The organism is Tissierella praeacuta DSM 18095 (genome assembly GCF_900128955.1).
Taxonomy (GTDB): domain Bacteria; phylum Bacillota; class Clostridia; order Tissierellales; family Tissierellaceae; genus Tissierella; species Tissierella praeacuta.
This window is the reverse complement of record NZ_FQTY01000003.1, coordinates 231,996-250,610: the sequence shown is the minus strand read 5'-3', so window position 1 is coordinate 250,610 and position 18,615 is coordinate 231,996. Positions and strand designations below refer to the sequence as shown.

Genomic DNA, 18,615 nt, shown 5'->3' with positions numbered 1-18,615 from the left:
TTAAACTAGGGAAGAAATATAAATACTATTAACTATAAACCCCTAGCTATCCACTGCCCTATATGTTTTTCCAAACCTTTGTTACTAAGACTGTCATATCGTCCCTAGTATTCAATACTACATTACTAGCTTCTTTTATTATTTCATTGGCTATAACTTGGGGATTAATACTATCTATTTTAGTTATAATATCTTTCAACCAAGCTTCTGAATTATCTATATATCTATTTGCATCTAAAACCCCATCTGAAACCATAATGATAATATCTCCATCTTCAATATATTCTTCATATAAGTTAAAATCTATTTCCTTTAATATTCCTACAGGCAATGTCCTTGAATTAATTATTTCCACTCTATCCCTTTTCTTTATAAACGTTGCCGGTGCACCAGACTTAATCATCTGCAGTTTTCCTAAATATAAATCTATAAAAGAAAGATCTAATGTTGTAAATATCTCATCATTGGATTTTGTCCTTAATACAGAATTTATAGTTTTTAGTATTATATCCTTATCTATATTTGCTTCCATAAGTTTTTCTAAAAGAGAAATCGCTACCTTGCTTTCCTCATTAGCCTTTCTTCCTATACCCATTCCATCACTTAATGCAGAATAATGAATATTATCAATTTCCCCAAATGTGAAGTTATCACCAGATATTTTATTCTCCGAATTTCCCATTGTTGCCATTTTAGTTATGGCACTGAATCTATTGGATTTTAAAAGTTTAAATCTTTGCTTCCTACTAGATATGCTATTGAAACTAGTATCACTTGCTACTGAAAAACCTAAACTTTGTGATATAATTGTTTCTAATCTATTATTCACATCCATAGGGGTATTTAAATCTATATATATCTCAAAATCTTCTTCTCCCATTTGCAAAACAGAAATATCCTTTATATCTATTCTATTATTTTTCAAATCCTTATACAAACCTTCTTCAATCTCTTTGTTAAAGGTAGAGTTGGTATAAAGATTAGCTGTCATATCTTCTATGGCCTTACTAATACCTTCTAACTGCTCTGATAACAAAATTCTACTTTCTCTTAATCTTAATTGCCAGTTGTAATTTAATGTGGATCTTTCCACAGCCCTATCAATTGTTTCGATTATTTCTCTTCCCCTAATGCAAAAACTATTGGCTTCTGAATAAACCATTTCATTATCAATTCCATTCATCTCAACAAGACCTACTAAGTTGAAAAAATTTTGATAGGATTTATAATAATTTTTTTCCCAACATTCTTCATATTTAGAGCAGTTTGTACAAATATTGTTGGCTATGCCATCTACCATGCTATATACTTCATTTGTAAAATAAAAATCCTTTTCTTCTGCCGATTCCTTAAAAGTGCTGCTTAGATTATTAAATAGCTCTGACATCCTATTTAGTTTTTTGACTACAACCTCATCCTTCTTCTCTGCATATTCTTTTTTTAAATCAAAATCAACTGTCAATAGTTCAGATATTTCAAAATTCATCTTTTCCGCAGTTATTAAAAAGAATAATGATGCTAATATTATTTCTTTAAAATTTAAAAAGGAAGTTCCTAACCCATTTATATAAAAAGAGATAATCCCATTTCCTAGAAAAAATCCTAAAACTGAACCAAAGATTCCTAAATCCTTAAATATTCCAGCTAAAAGCCCCGTAATTCCAAATATACCTATGATAAAAGGCATCTCGGGGTGTGATATATATGTTACCATTCCTAGAATTATCCCTATAGTACCACCTAAAAATGCTCCATAATTATAGGACAAATGTAGTATTACAGCTATACAAACTAAGTTTTTAACTTCAACTCCCATTACTGAGATATTCTTAATCCCTGCTAAAGTCAGTGCTAAAGTAATAAATGAGCAAATCATTTTTTCATTATTTAGATTTGCCCCTCTAATTTCTTCTATAGGAATACTAAATGAAAAAATATAAATCATAGTAAAAACTACTACTCCTTCAAATATAATCATAAATAAATCATATATAAATATTGTATTGCTAAATAAAATCCCTAGACTTCTAAATCCTGTAAATATAAAAGCAGATACTACAGCTGCCTTTAATAAAGAATAAGTTTTTTCTTTTTTAAATACAGTGAAAAATGTATAAATTAAAATATATGAAGAAATATAACTTATGCCTTTTATTCCTTGTAGTGATAGAGTACCTACTATTACAGCTATAAGTAGATGAATGTTTAAATTTTTCATTATAAGGTATGAAGCTAGAAATGCAAATCCAAAGGGAGTCAATTTATTTAGTATATTTACTCTAGCTAGAAAAAAACCCATAATCATAATTATTACTGCACTACTATCCACTTCAAATCCTATATTGTACCAATGCCTTTTAGTAATTAAAGAATCAGTCCTCATCATAAAAATCACTCCTGTTATTAGTATTTAATTAAATACTAACAAAACAAGTCCTAATAATTTGTCAATTCTAGGCAGTAGGTTTTAAGAAACTTTAGACATAAATCATTGGTTTATACTATAACCTTAAGTTTTCCTAAACAAACCTTAATATTCTTTACTTTAAGGAGCAATCATTGTATTTTCAACCTTTGCTTCCTTAAGTTATATATTTTCTATTAAATGTCTAATTTTGTAGCTTTTTAGCAATAAACAAAAATAAAAACCGGTTAATACCGGTTTTATAACTCTATCCCACTCATTTTCTTTTGTTTCATACTATTGCTTCTTCTACTATCTCTTGTTTTCAGTTGTTCTTGTTTCTCACTACTATCCTTTAAAAACTTATTTATCTTATCTTCAAAGGACATATACTTCTGTTTATCATCTGGTTTATTCCACTCAATTTCAACTGGTTTTGTGGTCTTAGGCTTTGCTTGTCTAATTGAAAGACTAATTTTCCCCTCATTTGAAATTGATAAAATCTTAACCCTAACTTTTTGATCCTTCTTTAAATGATCACTTACTTTCTCTACATAATCGTGTGATATCTCTGAAATATGAACAAGTCCACTTTTCCCTTCTGGTAGTTGAATAAAAGCTCCAAAGTTTGTTATCCCTGTAACAGTACCATCAACTACATCTCCTACAGATACCGGCATAAATTAATGATTCCTCCTTAAAAATAGTTTTCTTAATTCAGTATATATTAGAAATCTTTTAATGTCAATTAGTTATGCTTTTTTAAAGTCCCTAAAAACGGGTTTTTCTTTTTGTTTTTATCTATATATATAATTTCCCTAGGTTTTACCATTCCAAGTTCATCTCTTGCTACCTTTTCTACAAATTGTAAACTATCACTATCTTCTATTTCCTTATTTAAACCTTCTATCTCCATTTCTAATGTTTTCACCTCTGTTTCGATGGCTTGTTTCTTAGTTTCTAATCTTTTCATTAAAGTCCTTTGATTCCAAAAAATAAGTCCTAAATATCCAAATAAAAAACAAATTATTATATGTCTTAGCTTCAGTTTTTTCTTTTTTCTCTTTTTCTCCATAGTATCACCACCTAATATATAGTATTCTACAAAAATTTAAAAACTCCTTTATTTTTTTGTAGAAATTATTTTTTTATACTTTTCCCTTTGTTTTGCAAGCTCTATAGAAATTTTTTTCATCTTTCTTACGGTTGGCAAGGATTTACTTTTGAAAAATTTAATTGGATAAAAAACCAAGTAGACAATCCTTTTTATAATCTCCCGTACAATTCGTCCAACTTTTATGCAAATAGGGTAGATAAATTTACTAAATATCTTTAAATATATAAAAGCACCTATGATAAATCCAAGTATAATATATCCTCGTATTTCTCCCCAGTTAATCTTTATGAGAATGAAAAAAAATACAGAAGCAATAATCGTCCAAAACAAAATATCTTCTATATAAGTAACAATCTTGCTAGGTTTAGAAAAATATCTTACTGTTTTATATATATCATAAATAAAACCAGCTATTAACCCTCCATAAGCAGCCGTCAAAAAAATATATAATTCCACCATTAGTGAAGTATCCATATTCTTCTCCTCAAATAAATTTATTTAAATATTTTCCCCATTATATTCTTTGGAGTTCCTTCTTTATTCATATAGTTTACCCCATTAATCTTTCCCTCTATTTTTACACTACCATCATCTAAATTTAATTTAGCTATATTTAATCCCTCCCCCTTTATTGTCATTCCACCTTTTACTGTAGTTAAAATAATTGTATTATCATTAAAACTTTCTACTTGCTCTACTCCTGTCACTGTCATTTTCTCCCTATCTTCAACCATTATATTTTGATTTCTAATTTTGATTTTATTTTCAGTCATCTCTATCCCTCCAATTTTTCAACTAATAATATCTATGAGAAAAAAAAGACTTTTATTACAAAGTCTTTATTCTATCTTCTTATATAATTCTATTGCATTATCTTTTTTTACATTATCAGCTATACCCAATACTTGAATCTTCATAGATTCATTGCCAAAATTTATCTTTATTGTATCATCAATTTTAACTTCGTCTCCTGGTTTTGCTTGTTTTTCATTTATAAATACTCTACCTTGCTCACATGCTTCTTTTGCTATAGTTCTTCTTTTTATTATCCTCGCATTTTTTAGATACTTATCAATTCTCATCTTTATCCTCCTGATAAAAAAATCAGGTCAAAGACCTGATTTCATTATTTGTTTACTATTTCTTTTAAAGCTTTTCCTGCTTTAAATACTGGAGCCTTTGACGCTGCTATTTTAATTACTTCTTCTGGGTTTCTAGGATTTCTACCTTCTCTAGCTTTTCTTTCTCTTACTTCGAAAGTACCAAAACCAACAAGTTGTACTTTTTCTCCTTGTGCCAATGTTTCTTCTACTGTTTTCATAAATGCATTTAATGCACCTTCTGCATCTTTTTTAGTTAAGTTACTTTTCTCTGCTATGCTTGCTACTAATTCAGCTTTGTTCATAATAAATTCCTCCTCATAGTTTTTATTTTTTCAATAAATAATTCTATATAAATTTGAAAAATCCTTCTTTTATTATATAATTGTTAGCATTTTAATGGATTTTATGTATTTTTGCTTCATTCCATAGTTCATCCATTTCTTCTAAAGTTATTTCTTCAAATTTTTTGCCAAGACCTTCCAGTTTTTCTTCCATAAACTCAAATCGATTAATAAACTTATTTATAGTTCTATTTAAGGCTATCTCAGGATTTATATTTAAAAATCTTGATAGATTAACTATAGCAAAGAGCAAATCTCCCACTTCTTCCTCTGTTCTTTCATCACCACCTCCAAATTTCTCTATGGCTTCTAATACTTCTTGATGCTCTTCTATTACCTTATTTAATGGTCCTTCGATATTATCCCAATCAAATCCGATTTCTGCTGCTTTTTCTTGAATTTTAAAGCTAGTCATAAGAGCTGGTAACCTAGGTATATCCTTCAGTTTATCTGTAAACTTAGTGATATTTCGCTTGGCATATTTTAGCATATTCCAATTATATACTACTTCTTCCGAGTTTTCCACACTTTTTTTCAAAAAAACATGCGGATGTCTATAAATTAATTTGCTGCCAAGTGCTGAAGTTATATCATATATATTAAACTCCCCTTCATCAAATGCGATTTGTGAATGAAATATAACTTGAAGTAGCAAATCTCCCAATTCTTCAATAATACTGTCTATATCACCCTTATCAATTGCATCAACTACTTCATAGGCTTCCTCGATTACTGATTGACGTATAGATTCATGTGTCTGCTCCATATCCCAAGGGCAACCATTTTGTGACCTTAACACTTTCATTATACCCAATAAATCATTAAAATCAAAAACTTTCTTAGGGTTATTATCCATTTTTGGGACAAAAATACTAGTTAAAGGTCCAACTTCCTTTACCCTATCTAATTCATATATAGGTATATAGAGTTTTTTCTCATCTTCTTCTATACCTGCACTATGAATTAAATATATTTCATGTTCATCACCATAGATCTCTGATAGTATAAGCTTAATTTCAGATAATATTCTATAATTATATACCTGTGTAATTATCATATCTATGTTAATATCTACCATTAAAATATCAAATTCTTCTCCATTAACTATTTTAAGACCATTAATTGGATCTCGACGGATTAGTTCAATCATTGGTTCAATAAAACTCATTCCAGATATTATTTCTATATCTATATTTTTATCTATTAAAATTTCTACAGTTTTCTCAGCAACTAAAGGATTCCCAGGTACAAAATAATTTATACTTAAATACTTCTTTGATTCTTCAATTAGGTCCTCCGCAATTTTTTCATAAAGCTTGTGAAAACTGTCCTCATTATCATATAGAAAATCATAAGACTTATACGGAATGTTATTATCTATAAAATACTTGACAGTTGGATGTTTCTCTGTCCTTAAAAAATTCTTATCACCAGAGTTTATCCTATTTATTGCACCTAAAGTAAGAGAATCTATACTTCCTGGTCCCAATCCTATTACATATATTTTTCCCATAACCTTTCTCCTTTATAATACGTTAACTACTTAATTAACTTAAATCTATTTATTTTTTTCCCTATCTTATCACCTTTAGGCAATAAAATCAAATCTTCTTCAGTAATAGAACCCGTTACAATTAAAAGTAATCCATATAAAATTGCACCTATTAATATAGATACTATAGTTGCTAATTTAGGTCTTATAATATCCATTAAAAATATATAAGAACCAAAGGCTGCTATTGCCATACCAAAAGATGCAATAAATGGCTTGATAAATATGTCTTTAACACTTAACCTTATTTTAGCATATTTTATTACACTTATTAAATCCAAAACAGTTGCAATTCCAAATGCTACAACAGTAGATATTGCTGCACCATAAATATTTATACTTGGTATAATTGTTAATGTATATGAAAGTATAATTTTAACTACTGCACCAATAAATAAGTTTCTTGCTGGCAGCCCTGGTCTACCTAATCCTTGCAATATAGCAGACAAGGTTTGAACTATGGTCAAAAATATTACACTAAAAGATAAAATAGATAAAGAATTGCTAACATTAACTATGGTTTCTATATCATTATTATAATATAGTAATTCAATTATAGGCCTTGCCAATACAAATAAACCAAAAGCACAAGGTAAGCCTATTAGCAAAGTAATTCTAATTCCTGAGGAAATAATGGATTCTATTTCCTTCTTATTTTTTCTAGCATTTGCATCGGATATTGCAGGTACTAAACTCATTGATATAGCTATAGAAAACACTTGAGGCAAATTAATTAAGGTTTGTGCCATTCCCTTTAAATTACCATATAAAGCATTTGCCTGTTTTTCTGTATATCCTATGAGTTGAAGCCTATTTAATACAATCATAACATCTATTGTATCCATTATGGGAACTATGGCAGCACCTAATGTAATTGGAATAGCAATTATAAGAAGATCTTTTATAATATGTTTTACTTCATATTCTTCTATAATTATACTTTTATCTAGCTCTCCAATAATTCCCTTTCTTCTATGAAAGTAAATAAGAATCACTGTAAGGGCACCTACCATAGCTCCTATAGATCCACCAAAAGAAGCACCTCCTGCGGCTATAGGTATACCTTTATCTAATAATAGGTAAGTTAATAATAAACCAGATGCTACCCTAAAAAATTGTTCCGTTATTTGCGATAAAGCCGTAGGTGTCATTAATTGATGTCCTTGAAAAAAACCTCTGAAAGCTGACATAATAGGTACAAAGAATAAAGCTGGTACTAAAGCAATTAAGGCATAGTAAGCATTACTATTTCCTGATTTTTCCACTATTATATCCGCCGTAAAATACACAAATAGTGCTGTAAGTAACCCTCCTATAAAAAGCCCCATAAGTGTAACTTTAAATACTTTATAAGCTCCTTTAAAGTCTCCTATTGCCCTTCTTTCCGACACTAATTTAGCTATAGCTATTGGAAAACCTGCTGTTGATATAGTAAGCAATAAGGTGTACAAGGGATATGCTGTCTGATAATATCCCATACCCTCAGATTTTATTATATTGGATAAAGGTAATCTATATATAGCCCCTAGAATCTTTACAATCACTCCAGCTATACCTAAAATAGCAGCTCCCCTCAAAAAATTACTTTTTTTACTCATTAATTTTTCCCCCTAAAACATAATCTTTTATATTATATCATTGAATTAAAAAAATTAATACAAATAAAAGATAAACCTACCCTGAGGGTAGGTTTATTAATTTTCCATTTGCTTAGATAAAAATCCTGCTGCTGTTTCTGTTAACTTTATTTCCAAGTCCCCCATAACTGCATTTGGTTCTTTTGATATTAATATTACAGAACCTATAGGGTCTCCTTGCATAATTATAGGTGCAATCACTTGAGCTGTATAATCCTCTAGATTTGGATCTTCATAGGTTATTTTCATTGGGTTATTATCATTACCTGTTGAATAAGTACGCCTGTCTTCTGTTAATTTTTCTAACTCTGGGCTTATTCTTTTTTCTAAATATTCTCTTTTAGATCCACCAGATATAGCTATTATGAAATCTCTGTCAGATATCATGGCAGTATGATTAGTACTTTCATGAAGAGAATCACAATATTCCTGAGCAAATTCATTTAACTCTCCAATAGGAGAATATTTTTTAAGGATTACTTGACCTTCTCTATCAGTGAATATCTCCAAAGGATCTCCTTCTCTAATCCTAAGTGTTCTTCTGATTTCTTTAGGAATTACAACTCTGCCTAATTCATCTATTCTTCTAACAATTCCTGTAGCTTTCATTGTTGACCTCCTATAACAATAATTGTGTAGTGAGATTATTATTTAACTAAAAGGAAAATTTTATACATCCTTCAAAGATTAGGTTAATGTATTTACATTAATTAACTTAAAGTACCTAAAGTAATTAACCTAAACTTCTAAACTTACATTAGAAACAGTTGCTTTAGCACTAATATAAAATTCCTTATGTAAAAATATAGAAGGGAGACTTTTCTAATTATTATAAAATAAATCCGTAAAAATGTTTACATTAATAACATCTTCACGGATCTATTTTTTATTTGGTATTATTAGCCTTATTATCTAAAAATATCTTAACCTTAGCTTCATCTCTTAACTTTTTAATTTTTTCTACATATTTATCTTCTTTCAGCACCATAACTATATCATCTTTTAAAGCTTCATAAGTATCCTTCTTATCTTCTACTTTAATTATATGATAACCTACTTCAGTATGAATTAGATCGCTAACCTCACCAGGATTCAATGCAAAGGCAGCTTCTTCAAATTCTGCTATCATGTTTCCCTTAGCAAAGTATCCTAGATTTCCACCTTGTATAGCAGAAGTCTTATCAATTGATACCTCATTAGCAAGTTTTGCAAAATCTTCTCCTGCCTTAATCTTTTTTAATACTTTTTTACCTTCTTCTTCTGTTTTTACCAATATATGAGATGCCTTAACTACAACTAATTCTTCCTTATTATTTTCAAAATAATTTTTTATTTCTTTTTCATTTATTGCAGTATCATTTAAAAAAGCTTCTCTATATTTATTAAATAATAATTCTTTTCTTAAATTTTCTTCAAAAAATTCTCTAGATATATGACTATTATTTAAAAACTCATCAAATTTTTCTTGTCCGCCAATTACATTAATATATTCTTCCATCTGTTCCTTAGTTTCTTCTGAGGCAATTTCAATATTAATTTTTTTAGCTTCTTTTTCTATAAGTCTTTCCATAATCAGCTTTTCAACAATCTTTTGTTTAAGTTCTTCCTCTAAAGTTTTTCCATCTTCTCCTACTTGAGTTAGAGCATCTTCCCCAAGTTGTTGCTCAGAAATTCTTTTAAATACTTGAAAATCACTTTCAAATTCTTCTGTTGTTATATTCTCTCCATTTACTTTTGCAATAATATCTTCTTTATTACCTGTACATCCACTTATAGTAAAAACAAGTGCTAATAATATCCCTATTATTGCAAATCTTCTATAACTTATTCTATTCAATAATAACATCCTCTCTAAATCTATTTATTAAATCTATCTCTATTATATATTATTTTGTCCATGATTAAAACCATTAATTTTTTCTACAAGAACTTCTAGTTCTTCCAACACATTATTTTTTACCCTAAATTTAAAGGAGGGTTCCATAGATAAATCAAAAGATAGTCTCCTGCCATATTCTGTAGATAAGAAATGTAACAATTCTGCAGATAAATTATTTGTAGATTCAAACTCTAAAATAACTTCCTTACCTACTTCAGTAATATTTCTAATATTATTTTTACTGCATAAATATCTAATATAGGAAATATTCATTAGATTTTCTACTTCCTTAGGCAAATCACCAAACCTATCAATTAGCTCATCTAATAACTCTCCATAATCATTTTTACTGGAAATGGAGGCAATCTTTTTATATACTTCTATTTTTTGTTCCTCATCTTCTATATATCTTTGTTTAATATATCCATCAACTTTAATGTCTATTGTAGTATCAATATGTTCTTCAATTTTTTCGCCCTTTAACCTTCTAATAGCCTCATTTAAAAACTTTACATATAGATCATATCCTATGGCTTCAATATGCCCATGTTGTTCTAATCCCAAGAGATTTCCTGCACCTCTTATTTCTAAATCTCTCATGGCAATTTTAAATCCTGAGCCAAATTCTGTAAATTCCTTTATAGCTCTAAGTCTTTTTTCAGCTACCTCTGATAAAACTTTATTTTTCTCATAAACAAAATACCCATAGGCTATTCTATTGGATCTTCCTACTCTGCCTTTAAGCTGGTACAATTGTGATAAACCCATTTTATCAGCATCATGGATTATTATAGTATTAACATTTGGAATATCAAGACCTGTTTCAATAATAGTAGTACATACTAAAACATCTATCTCTTTTTCCAAAAAGCTTACCATAACCTTCTCCAGTTCTCTTTCACCCATCTGTCCATGTCCTACACCAAACCTTGCCTCTGGTACTAATTTTCTAAGCATAGAAGTAATCTTTTCTATAGTTTCAACTCTATTATATACAAAATAAACCTGTCCTCCGCGACCTAGCTCTTTTAAAATAGCATCTCTAATCATTTGCTCATTAAATTCTACAACATAGGTTTGTACAGGATACCTTTCTTCAGGTGGATCTTCTATTACGGACATATCTCTAATACCAGATAAAGACATATGAAGTGTTCTAGGTATTGGTGTAGCAGTAAGGGTTAATACATCTACTGTTTCCTTAAATTTTTTAAGAGCTTCCTTATGTTTTACACCAAATCTCTGCTCTTCATCTATAATCAATAATCCCAAATCATTAAAAGAAACATCCTTAGATAACAGCCTGTGTGTACCAACTACAATATCAACTAATCCTCTTCTAATATTATCAATTGCTAGTTTTTGTTCTGATTTACTCCTAAATCTGCTAAGGGTGGCTATTTTAATTGGAAAGCCAGCAAATCTCTCCATTATAGTATTATAATGTTGCTGAGCAAGAATAGTTGTAGGTACTAAAAAAGCAACCTGCTTTCCATCCATAACAGCCTTGAAAGCTGCCCTCAAAGCTACTTCTGTTTTACCATAACCCACATCACCACAAAGAAGCCTATCCATTGGTTTAGGTCTTTCCATATCATTTTTAATTTCTATAATACTTCTAATTTGTCCCTCTGTTTCCTCATAAGGAAACAAGTCTTCAAATTGTCGCTGCCACTCACCATCTTTAGAAAAAACAAAACCTTTATAGCTTTCTCTCTTTGCATATAGCTCTAGCAATTCATGAGCCATTTCCTCCACAGCTTTTTTAGCCTTCTCTTTGGTTCTTGCCCATTCTGCACTTGATAATTTGTTTACCTTTGGTTTTATACTATCAGAACCTATATATTTCTGAATTAAATGCATTTGATCTATAGGCACATATAATTTATCTTCACCTTTATACCTTATAGTCAAATAGTCCTTCTTTATGCCTTGAATATTTAATTGCTCTACACCTTCATATCTACCAATTCCATGATTTTCATGTACTACATAATCACCGATATTTAAGTCTGAAAAACTAATAGATTTACTAGGATCTTTCTTTCTTAACTTTCCTATTTTTTTCTTTCCTGCACCAAATATTTCCTTATCACTAATTACAATTAACTTTAAGTCTGGATATTCAAAACCTCCGTGAATACTACCTGATGTAATAAACACTTGAGAAGATTTAATCTCAGCATATTTATCAGCCATATAATTAGCTTCTATATCCATATCTAATAACATTTTATGAAGCCTTCTGCCTCTTTCTTCTGTTCCTGAAAGTATAATAATCTTATATCCTCTATATTTAAAATGATTAATATCCTCTTTTAAAACATCCATCTTATTATGATAAGATTGCATTCCCTTTATAGAAAATTTATAAATAGATTTAGAATTCCATCCACTATCTCCACTCAAAAGTGCACTATTCGTAATGCATGTCTTTTTCTTTATTTCCTCCAGTAATTCATCATATTTATAAAGAATATTAGAATGTAAAGGTAATACCTCTCCAACTTCATAAAGATCTGTAAATTTTAAGTTAAAATCATATTCTACATTCTTTACTCTTTCTTCTATCCTCTTAGGTTCATCTATATAAATTAAAGCATCTTCTTTTAAGTAACTAATAATGGATGTTAAATATTCTTTTGGTATATATGGTACAACCATATCCATATTGGATATAAATAATTTTTCAGTTAAATATTCTTTATATTTATTGAATTTATTTTCTAAATTTTCTTTTTCTATTATGCTAATTTTAGACTTAGATAAAGCCTTACTTAAATCCTTATTTAAACTTTCAATTATACTTTCTCTATATTTATCTAATATTAAATTTTCCTTTACCGGAAAAATAAAAGTCCTGTCTAAAGCCTCAATAGATCTTTGATTAGTAATATCAAAAGTTCTTATGGAATCTATTTCTTCATCAAACAGTTCAATCCTAATAGGATTTCCACTATATGCTGGAAAGAAATCTACTATTCCTCCTCTTATACTAAACTGCCCTATACCTTCAATCATATTTACTCTCTCATATCCACCATCCAATAATGTCTTTATTAAATTATTTAAATCTATTTCTTCACCTATCTTTATATCTTGTGAATATAATTTAAATATTTCTTTAGACATTAATTTATGAAACATGGCCTCTATAGAAGTAACAAGTAATAAATCTTCTCCTTCTACAAGCCTAGATACAATCCCAAGTCTTTCATTAGTATTCTCATAACTGAATGCGTCTACTTCATAAAACAATAATTCTCTTTTTGGAAGCAAAAATACATTGTCATTACCTAAATTCTTCAAATCTTCATAAATTCTTCTACTTCTTATTTCATTATAACTTATTATTAGTATTTGCCTTTTAGTATGCTCCTTTAGAGCATAAAGAATATGCCCTATGCTTTCATCAATGATACCATAAGTAGCAATAGGACTGTTTTTCTTTTCTATATCTTTCTTTAGTTTATTATAGGCATCTAAATTATCCAATGTATCTATTAAAAAATTGGGCATATCCTCACTCCTTTAGAAAAGACCATAGCCCAGGTTTAATCCTGGGCTCTATTGCCTTTAGTATTAAATTCATTCATAGCTTCATCTATACCATATTTTATAATTGCTTCTACTGACTGTGCTCCCAGTAATATAGAACCTTCAATAATTTCTCGTTCTGACTTTGAAAATCTACTTAAAACAAAATTTGCTAAGTCTTGAGCTTCATGTTTTTTCCCAATGCCTATTTTAACCCTAGGAAAATCATCTTTCTGCAATAAATATATTATAGATTTTAATCCATTATGAGAGCCTGCACTTCCCTTCCTTTTAATTCTTACTGCAGCAAAATCAATATCAATATCATCAACTACCACAATAATATTTTCAATTGGTACCTTGTAAAAATTATATATATCTCTAACAGTAATTCCACTGTTATTCATATAAGTTTGAGGCTTAACCAATAAAACTTTTTCATTTCCTATAATTCCTTCTCCATAAACAGATTTGAATTTAATTTTATTTATTTTAATATTATTTCTACTTGCTAATAAATCTATAGTATCAAACCCTATATTATGCCTAGTATTAGTATATTCTTTTCCAGGATTTCCTAAACCTACTACAACAAACAAAAAATCATCTCCTGTTATATCTATTCAAATAACTTGCTTACAGACTCATTATCGTGAATCCTTCTTATAGCCTCCGCAAATAATGGTGCAACAGATACCATTTCTATTTTATCAATTTTCTTCTCTTCTGGAATAGGTATTGTATCTGTAATAATGAATTTCTCCAACTCAGAATCTCTTATTCTTTCTATAGCTGGACCTGATAATACTCCATGAGTGGCACATCCGTAAACTTTCTTTGCACCAAAGTTCTTCAGTACACTAGCTGCTTTCGTTATAGTTCCTGCTGTATCAATAATATCATCAATCAATATTACATTTTTACCCTCAATATCCCCTATAACATTCATGACCTCTGAAACATTTGCTTTTGGTCTTCTTTTTTCAATTATAGCTATAGGAAGATCTAAAAGATTAGCAAAGGATCTAGCCCTGGTTACACCACCTAAGTCAGGAGAAACTACAACGGTTTCCTCATCTACAATATCTTTGAAATACTCCGCCAATATGGGAACTCCTGAAAGATGGTCAACTGGTATATCAAAATATCCCTGAATTTGTGCAGCATGTAAATCCATACTTATTACTCTATCAGCACCAGCCGTAGTAAATAAGTTTGCCACTAACTTTGCTGTTATTGGCTCTCTCGCCTTGGTTTTTCTATCTTGTCTAGCATAACCATAGTATGGAATTACAGCATTAACTCTTCCTGCTGATGCTCTTTTTACTGCATCTATAAGTATTAAAGTTTCCATAAGATTATCATTTACAGGTGTACAGGTTGGCTGTACTATATAAACATCTATACCCCTAACTGTTTCACTAATGTTTACATTTATTTCTCCATCACTAAATTGACTAACATCACATGTTCCAAGAGGTATATCCAATTCCTTACAAATTTTCTCAGCCAATTCTCTATTTGCATTACCTGAAAATACTTTTTTTCCACCCATGCATAAATTCATTTTTATATATTCCTCCTAAGTATATTTATTATTTTTTATAACCTTTTCTTTCTACCCAACCTTCTATATTCTTTTGCTCTGCCCTTGCTATAGATAATGTACCCTCTGGTACTTCTTTAGTTATAGTAGAACCTGCTGCTACATATCCCCATGATTCCACATTGACTGGTGCTACTAAATTTGAGTTACTGCCAACAAAAGCATTATCTCCTACAGTTGTCCTAAACTTCTCCTTACCATTGTAATTTACAAATACAACACCACAACCTATATTTACATCATGCCCAATATCTGCATCTCCTATATATGCCAAATGGCTAGCTTTTGTATTATCCTTAAGGGTTGAATTCTTAACCTCAACAAAATTACCAATCTTAGCATTTTTCCCAATATTACTATTAGGTCTAAGATGAGCATAAGGACCTATATGAGTATTTTCTCCCACAACACTATTTTCAATAGTTGAAGATTCAATACTAACATTATTATGAATCATACTCTCTACTATCCTAGAATTGCTTCCAATAATACAATCTTCTCCTATTTCAGTATTTCCTTCTAAACTTACTCCTGGATAAATAATAGTATCTCTACCGATCTTAACTCCATCTTCAATATAAGTATTATCAGGATTTATTATAGTAACACCATTTACCATATGATACTCACTAATCCTTTTTCTCATAACTTCCTCACTAAATGCTAATTGTACCCTAGAGTTAACACCATGTATCTCAGTGGAATTTTCAATAATATAAGCTCCAACCTTATGCCCTTCTTCTTTTAGTATACCTATAACATCTGTAACATAATATTCATTTTGAGCATTATTATTATCAATCTTACCTAAAGCATATTTAAGCAGCTTACCATCAAAGCAATATATACCCGAATTAATTTCTTTTATTTTCTTTTCTTCCTCTGAAGCATCTTTTTGTTCTACAATTTTAAGTATATCTCCAGTATCTTCTCTTATAATCCTGCCGTATCCTGTAGGATCATCTAAAATAGCAGTAAGTACTGTTGCCTTGAATTGATTTTTACTATGATAATTAATTAACTCATCTATAGTTGACTCTGTAATAAGGGGCGTATCCCCATATAATATAACTACAGTACTGCTGTCATCTATATCCTCCATTGCCTGCATCACAGCAAAACCAGTCCCATATGGAACATCGTCACCAATAGGTTGAGTCTTGAATATTATAGGCTCTTCTTTGAAATATTCTCTAACTATATCCCCTCCATGGCCTACGATAACTACATTCTTTTCCACTGATGCACCTTTGCTAGCATTTATTACATATTCTAATATAGGTTTTCCACAAACCTCATGTAGTACTTTAGGAATCTTCGATTTCATTCTTGTTCCTTCACCTGCTGCCAATATAACAGAAATATTCATTTTTTTACACCTCAATCTAAATTATCTATCAAATAATATTTTAACCCATTTCCCATATAAGTCTACACTAAAATCCATAAAATTTATATAATTTATATTATAATGGAAAAAAGAGCCTTTTGGCTCTTTTTATTCTGTAGCTAATACTTTCTCATATTCTTTAAAAATTGCATCCTGAATCTTTTGCCTAGTTTCAGCATTAATGGGATGGGCTATATCTCTAAATTCTCCATCTGCCATTTTTCTACTTGGCATGGCAACAAATAACCCATTTTGACCTTCAATTATTTTGATGTCATGAACTACAAATTCTTCATCAAAAGTAACAGATACTATTGCCTTCATCTTTCCTTCTTCTGAAATCTTTCTCAACCTTACATCTGTAATATTCATCCATTAAGCCCCCTTTTTTTAAGTCGCAAAAACTATTGAATATTCTTTATATTCTATAAAAAATCAAAAACTCCTTCTTTTTTTGGAATTTTTTTTACTTTTTTTATTAATTTCTTATAAACTTTACATAATATACAAATTTATCTTTAAATATTTTCCCATTATGATATAATCTATCAGTGACAATTTAATACTATTAGAATAAGATAATATTAATATATAATATGGTAATAATAATTAGAGAAAGTAATTTTTTATTTAGGAGGAAAGCTTATGTTCGACTTTTGCATAACTGATAATAAATATCCTAGGGTTCATTTTATTGGAATTGGTGGTATATCTATGAGTGGTTTGGCTGAGATATTACTATCTGAAGGATATATTGTAACTGGCTCTGATACAAAAGATAGTTCTATAATTGAAAGATTAAAAAACTTAGGAGCCAAGATTTACATAAACCATAGACCAAGTAATGTGGATGGTGCTGATTTAGTAATATACACAGACGCAATATCAAAGGATAATGAAGAGCTTGTAAAAGCATTTTCCCTTAATATTCCTGTAATTGATAGAGCAACATTTCTAGGTGCTTTAATGAAGAACTATAAAAACTCTATAGCAGTATCTGGAACCCATGGAAAGACTACTACCACTAGTATGTTATCTACTATATTAAATCGTTCTACTTTAAATCCCACTATTCTTTTAGGTGGACAATTAGATGAGATTGGTGGTAATGTAAAATTAGGTTCTAAGGATTATATACTTACAGAAGCCTGCGAGTATAAAGGAAATATACTAAAATATTTTCCTACAATGGCTATAATTTTAAATGTTGATGCAGATCATTTAGATTATTTTAGAAATATGGATCATATACTAGAAACCTTTATTCAATATAGTAAAAATCTTGATGAAAATAGCTATCTATTAATTAATATAGATGATATAAGCTCACAAAAAATAATATCCAGCACTAAGGCTAAAGTAATTACCTTTGGAATTACTGGAAATCCAGATTATAAGGCAGAAAATATAACCTTTTCTCCTGAAGGATATCCATCCTATACTCTTAAGATTAATGGAGAACTACATTCTATTAAATTAAATGTTATGGGTATTCATAATGTATATAATTCTCTAGCTAGTATTGTTGCAGCTCATATTTATGGTATTTCTATGGAAGAAATTCAAAAAAATATCTCAATTTATACTGGTGTTCATAGAAGATTGGAATTGAAGGGATACTATAAAGGTGTAAAAATCATTGATGACTATGCACATCACCCAACAGAAATCCGTGCTACATTAAATGCCTTAAAGAATTCTACAACTGGAGATATTTATTGTGTATTCCAACCACATACCTATACTAGAACTAAACTTCTATTAGATAATTTTGCAGAATCCTTTACTGAAGCAGATAAAGTTATAATTACAGATATTTATGCTGCTAGAGAAATAGATAATGGACTAATTCATTCTAAAGATTTGGCAAATGCTATATTTAACAATGGTTCTGATGCTGTTTACCTTGGATCATTTGAAGAAGTAGAAGATTATTTATTAAATAATGCTAAGGAAAACGATATTATCCTAACGATGGGTGCTGGAAATGTATATCTTGTAGGTGATTCAATAATAGAACATAATAAGGAAAAAACAGCAGTTTAAATC

17 protein-coding genes are annotated in these 18,615 nt (G+C 29.5%); 1 reads left to right on the top strand and 16 read right to left on the bottom strand.

Going from position 1 to position 18,615, the window contains the following annotated elements; genetic code table 11:
• Window positions 1–58: 58 nt before the first annotated feature.
• From spoIIE to spoVG, 16 genes are all read right to left on the bottom strand, one after another.
• Entirely contained in the window at window positions 59–2,386 is a 2,328-nt protein-coding gene (gene spoIIE, locus BUB33_RS05850) for a stage II sporulation protein E (protein ID WP_072974245.1), read from the bottom strand.
• 278 nt (window positions 2,387–2,664) lie between these two features.
• On the bottom strand, window positions 2,665–3,084 hold the full coding sequence (locus BUB33_RS05845; protein WP_072974243.1) for a S1 RNA-binding domain-containing protein: 420 nt from the start codon (window positions 3,082–3,084) through the stop codon (window positions 2,665–2,667).
• A gap of 68 nt (window positions 3,085–3,152) precedes the next feature.
• Entirely contained in the window at window positions 3,153–3,479 is a 327-nt protein-coding gene (locus BUB33_RS05840) for an FtsB family cell division protein (RefSeq protein WP_072974241.1), read from the bottom strand.
• A gap of 48 nt (window positions 3,480–3,527) precedes the next feature.
• Window positions 3,528–3,995: a spore cortex biosynthesis protein YabQ gene (gene yabQ, locus BUB33_RS05835; RefSeq protein ID WP_072974239.1), complete on the bottom strand. Its 468-nt coding sequence runs from the start codon at window positions 3,993–3,995 to the stop codon at window positions 3,528–3,530.
• A 20-nt stretch (window positions 3,996–4,015) separates the two neighbouring features.
• The gene (gene yabP, locus BUB33_RS05830; RefSeq protein ID WP_072974237.1) at window positions 4,016–4,294 is read right to left on the bottom strand and encodes a sporulation protein YabP; all 279 of its coding nucleotides are present in this window, start codon (window positions 4,292–4,294) and stop codon (window positions 4,016–4,018) included.
• 66 nt (window positions 4,295–4,360) lie between these two features.
• On the bottom strand, window positions 4,361–4,603 hold the full coding sequence (locus BUB33_RS05825; protein WP_072974224.1) for an RNA-binding S4 domain-containing protein: 243 nt from the start codon (window positions 4,601–4,603) through the stop codon (window positions 4,361–4,363).
• Between the two features lie 44 nt (window positions 4,604–4,647).
• The gene (locus BUB33_RS05820; protein ID WP_072974222.1) at window positions 4,648–4,926 is read right to left on the bottom strand and encodes an HU family DNA-binding protein; all 279 of its coding nucleotides are present in this window, start codon (window positions 4,924–4,926) and stop codon (window positions 4,648–4,650) included.
• A gap of 91 nt (window positions 4,927–5,017) precedes the next feature.
• Complete coding sequence (yabN, locus tag BUB33_RS05815; RefSeq protein WP_072974220.1) at window positions 5,018–6,478, bottom strand: bifunctional methyltransferase/pyrophosphohydrolase YabN; 1,461 nt, start codon at window positions 6,476–6,478, stop codon at window positions 5,018–5,020.
• A gap of 26 nt (window positions 6,479–6,504) precedes the next feature.
• A complete protein-coding gene (locus BUB33_RS05810; RefSeq protein WP_072974218.1) occupies window positions 6,505–8,115 on the bottom strand; it encodes a putative polysaccharide biosynthesis protein in 1,611 nt (536 codons plus the stop codon).
• A 96-nt stretch (window positions 8,116–8,211) separates the two neighbouring features.
• Window positions 8,212–8,763, bottom strand: coding sequence for a stage V sporulation protein T (spoVT, locus tag BUB33_RS05805; protein WP_072974216.1), 552 nt, complete (start codon window positions 8,761–8,763; stop codon window positions 8,212–8,214).
• A gap of 277 nt (window positions 8,764–9,040) precedes the next feature.
• Window positions 9,041–9,991, bottom strand: a complete 951-nt coding sequence (locus BUB33_RS05800; RefSeq protein ID WP_072974214.1) for a peptidylprolyl isomerase — start codon at window positions 9,989–9,991, stop codon at window positions 9,041–9,043.
• Window positions 9,992–10,033: 42 nt separating this feature from the next.
• Window positions 10,034–13,552: a transcription-repair coupling factor gene (gene mfd, locus BUB33_RS05795; RefSeq protein WP_072974212.1), complete on the bottom strand. Its 3,519-nt coding sequence runs from the start codon at window positions 13,550–13,552 to the stop codon at window positions 10,034–10,036.
• 35 nt (window positions 13,553–13,587) lie between these two features.
• Entirely contained in the window at window positions 13,588–14,169 is a 582-nt protein-coding gene (pth, locus tag BUB33_RS05790; protein WP_072974210.1) for an aminoacyl-tRNA hydrolase, read from the bottom strand.
• A gap of 20 nt (window positions 14,170–14,189) precedes the next feature.
• The gene (locus BUB33_RS05785) at window positions 14,190–15,137 is read right to left on the bottom strand and encodes a ribose-phosphate diphosphokinase (protein ID WP_072974208.1); all 948 of its coding nucleotides are present in this window, start codon (window positions 15,135–15,137) and stop codon (window positions 14,190–14,192) included.
• A gap of 28 nt (window positions 15,138–15,165) precedes the next feature.
• Entirely contained in the window at window positions 15,166–16,545 is a 1,380-nt protein-coding gene (gene glmU / locus BUB33_RS05780) for a bifunctional UDP-N-acetylglucosamine diphosphorylase/glucosamine-1-phosphate N-acetyltransferase GlmU (protein WP_072974205.1), read from the bottom strand.
• A gap of 129 nt (window positions 16,546–16,674) precedes the next feature.
• Window positions 16,675–16,938 carry a septation regulator SpoVG gene (spoVG, locus tag BUB33_RS05775; protein WP_072974203.1) on the bottom strand — a complete coding sequence of 88 codons (264 nt, stop codon included), beginning with the start codon at window positions 16,936–16,938 and terminating at the stop codon, window positions 16,675–16,677.
• Between the two features lie 273 nt (window positions 16,939–17,211).
• Here spoVG and murC point away from each other — a divergent pair, with 273 nt between their 5' ends.
• On the top strand, window positions 17,212–18,612 hold the full coding sequence (gene murC, locus BUB33_RS05770) for a UDP-N-acetylmuramate--L-alanine ligase (RefSeq protein WP_072974201.1): 1,401 nt from the start codon (window positions 17,212–17,214) through the stop codon (window positions 18,610–18,612).
• The last annotated feature ends 3 nt before the right edge of the window (window positions 18,613–18,615 follow it).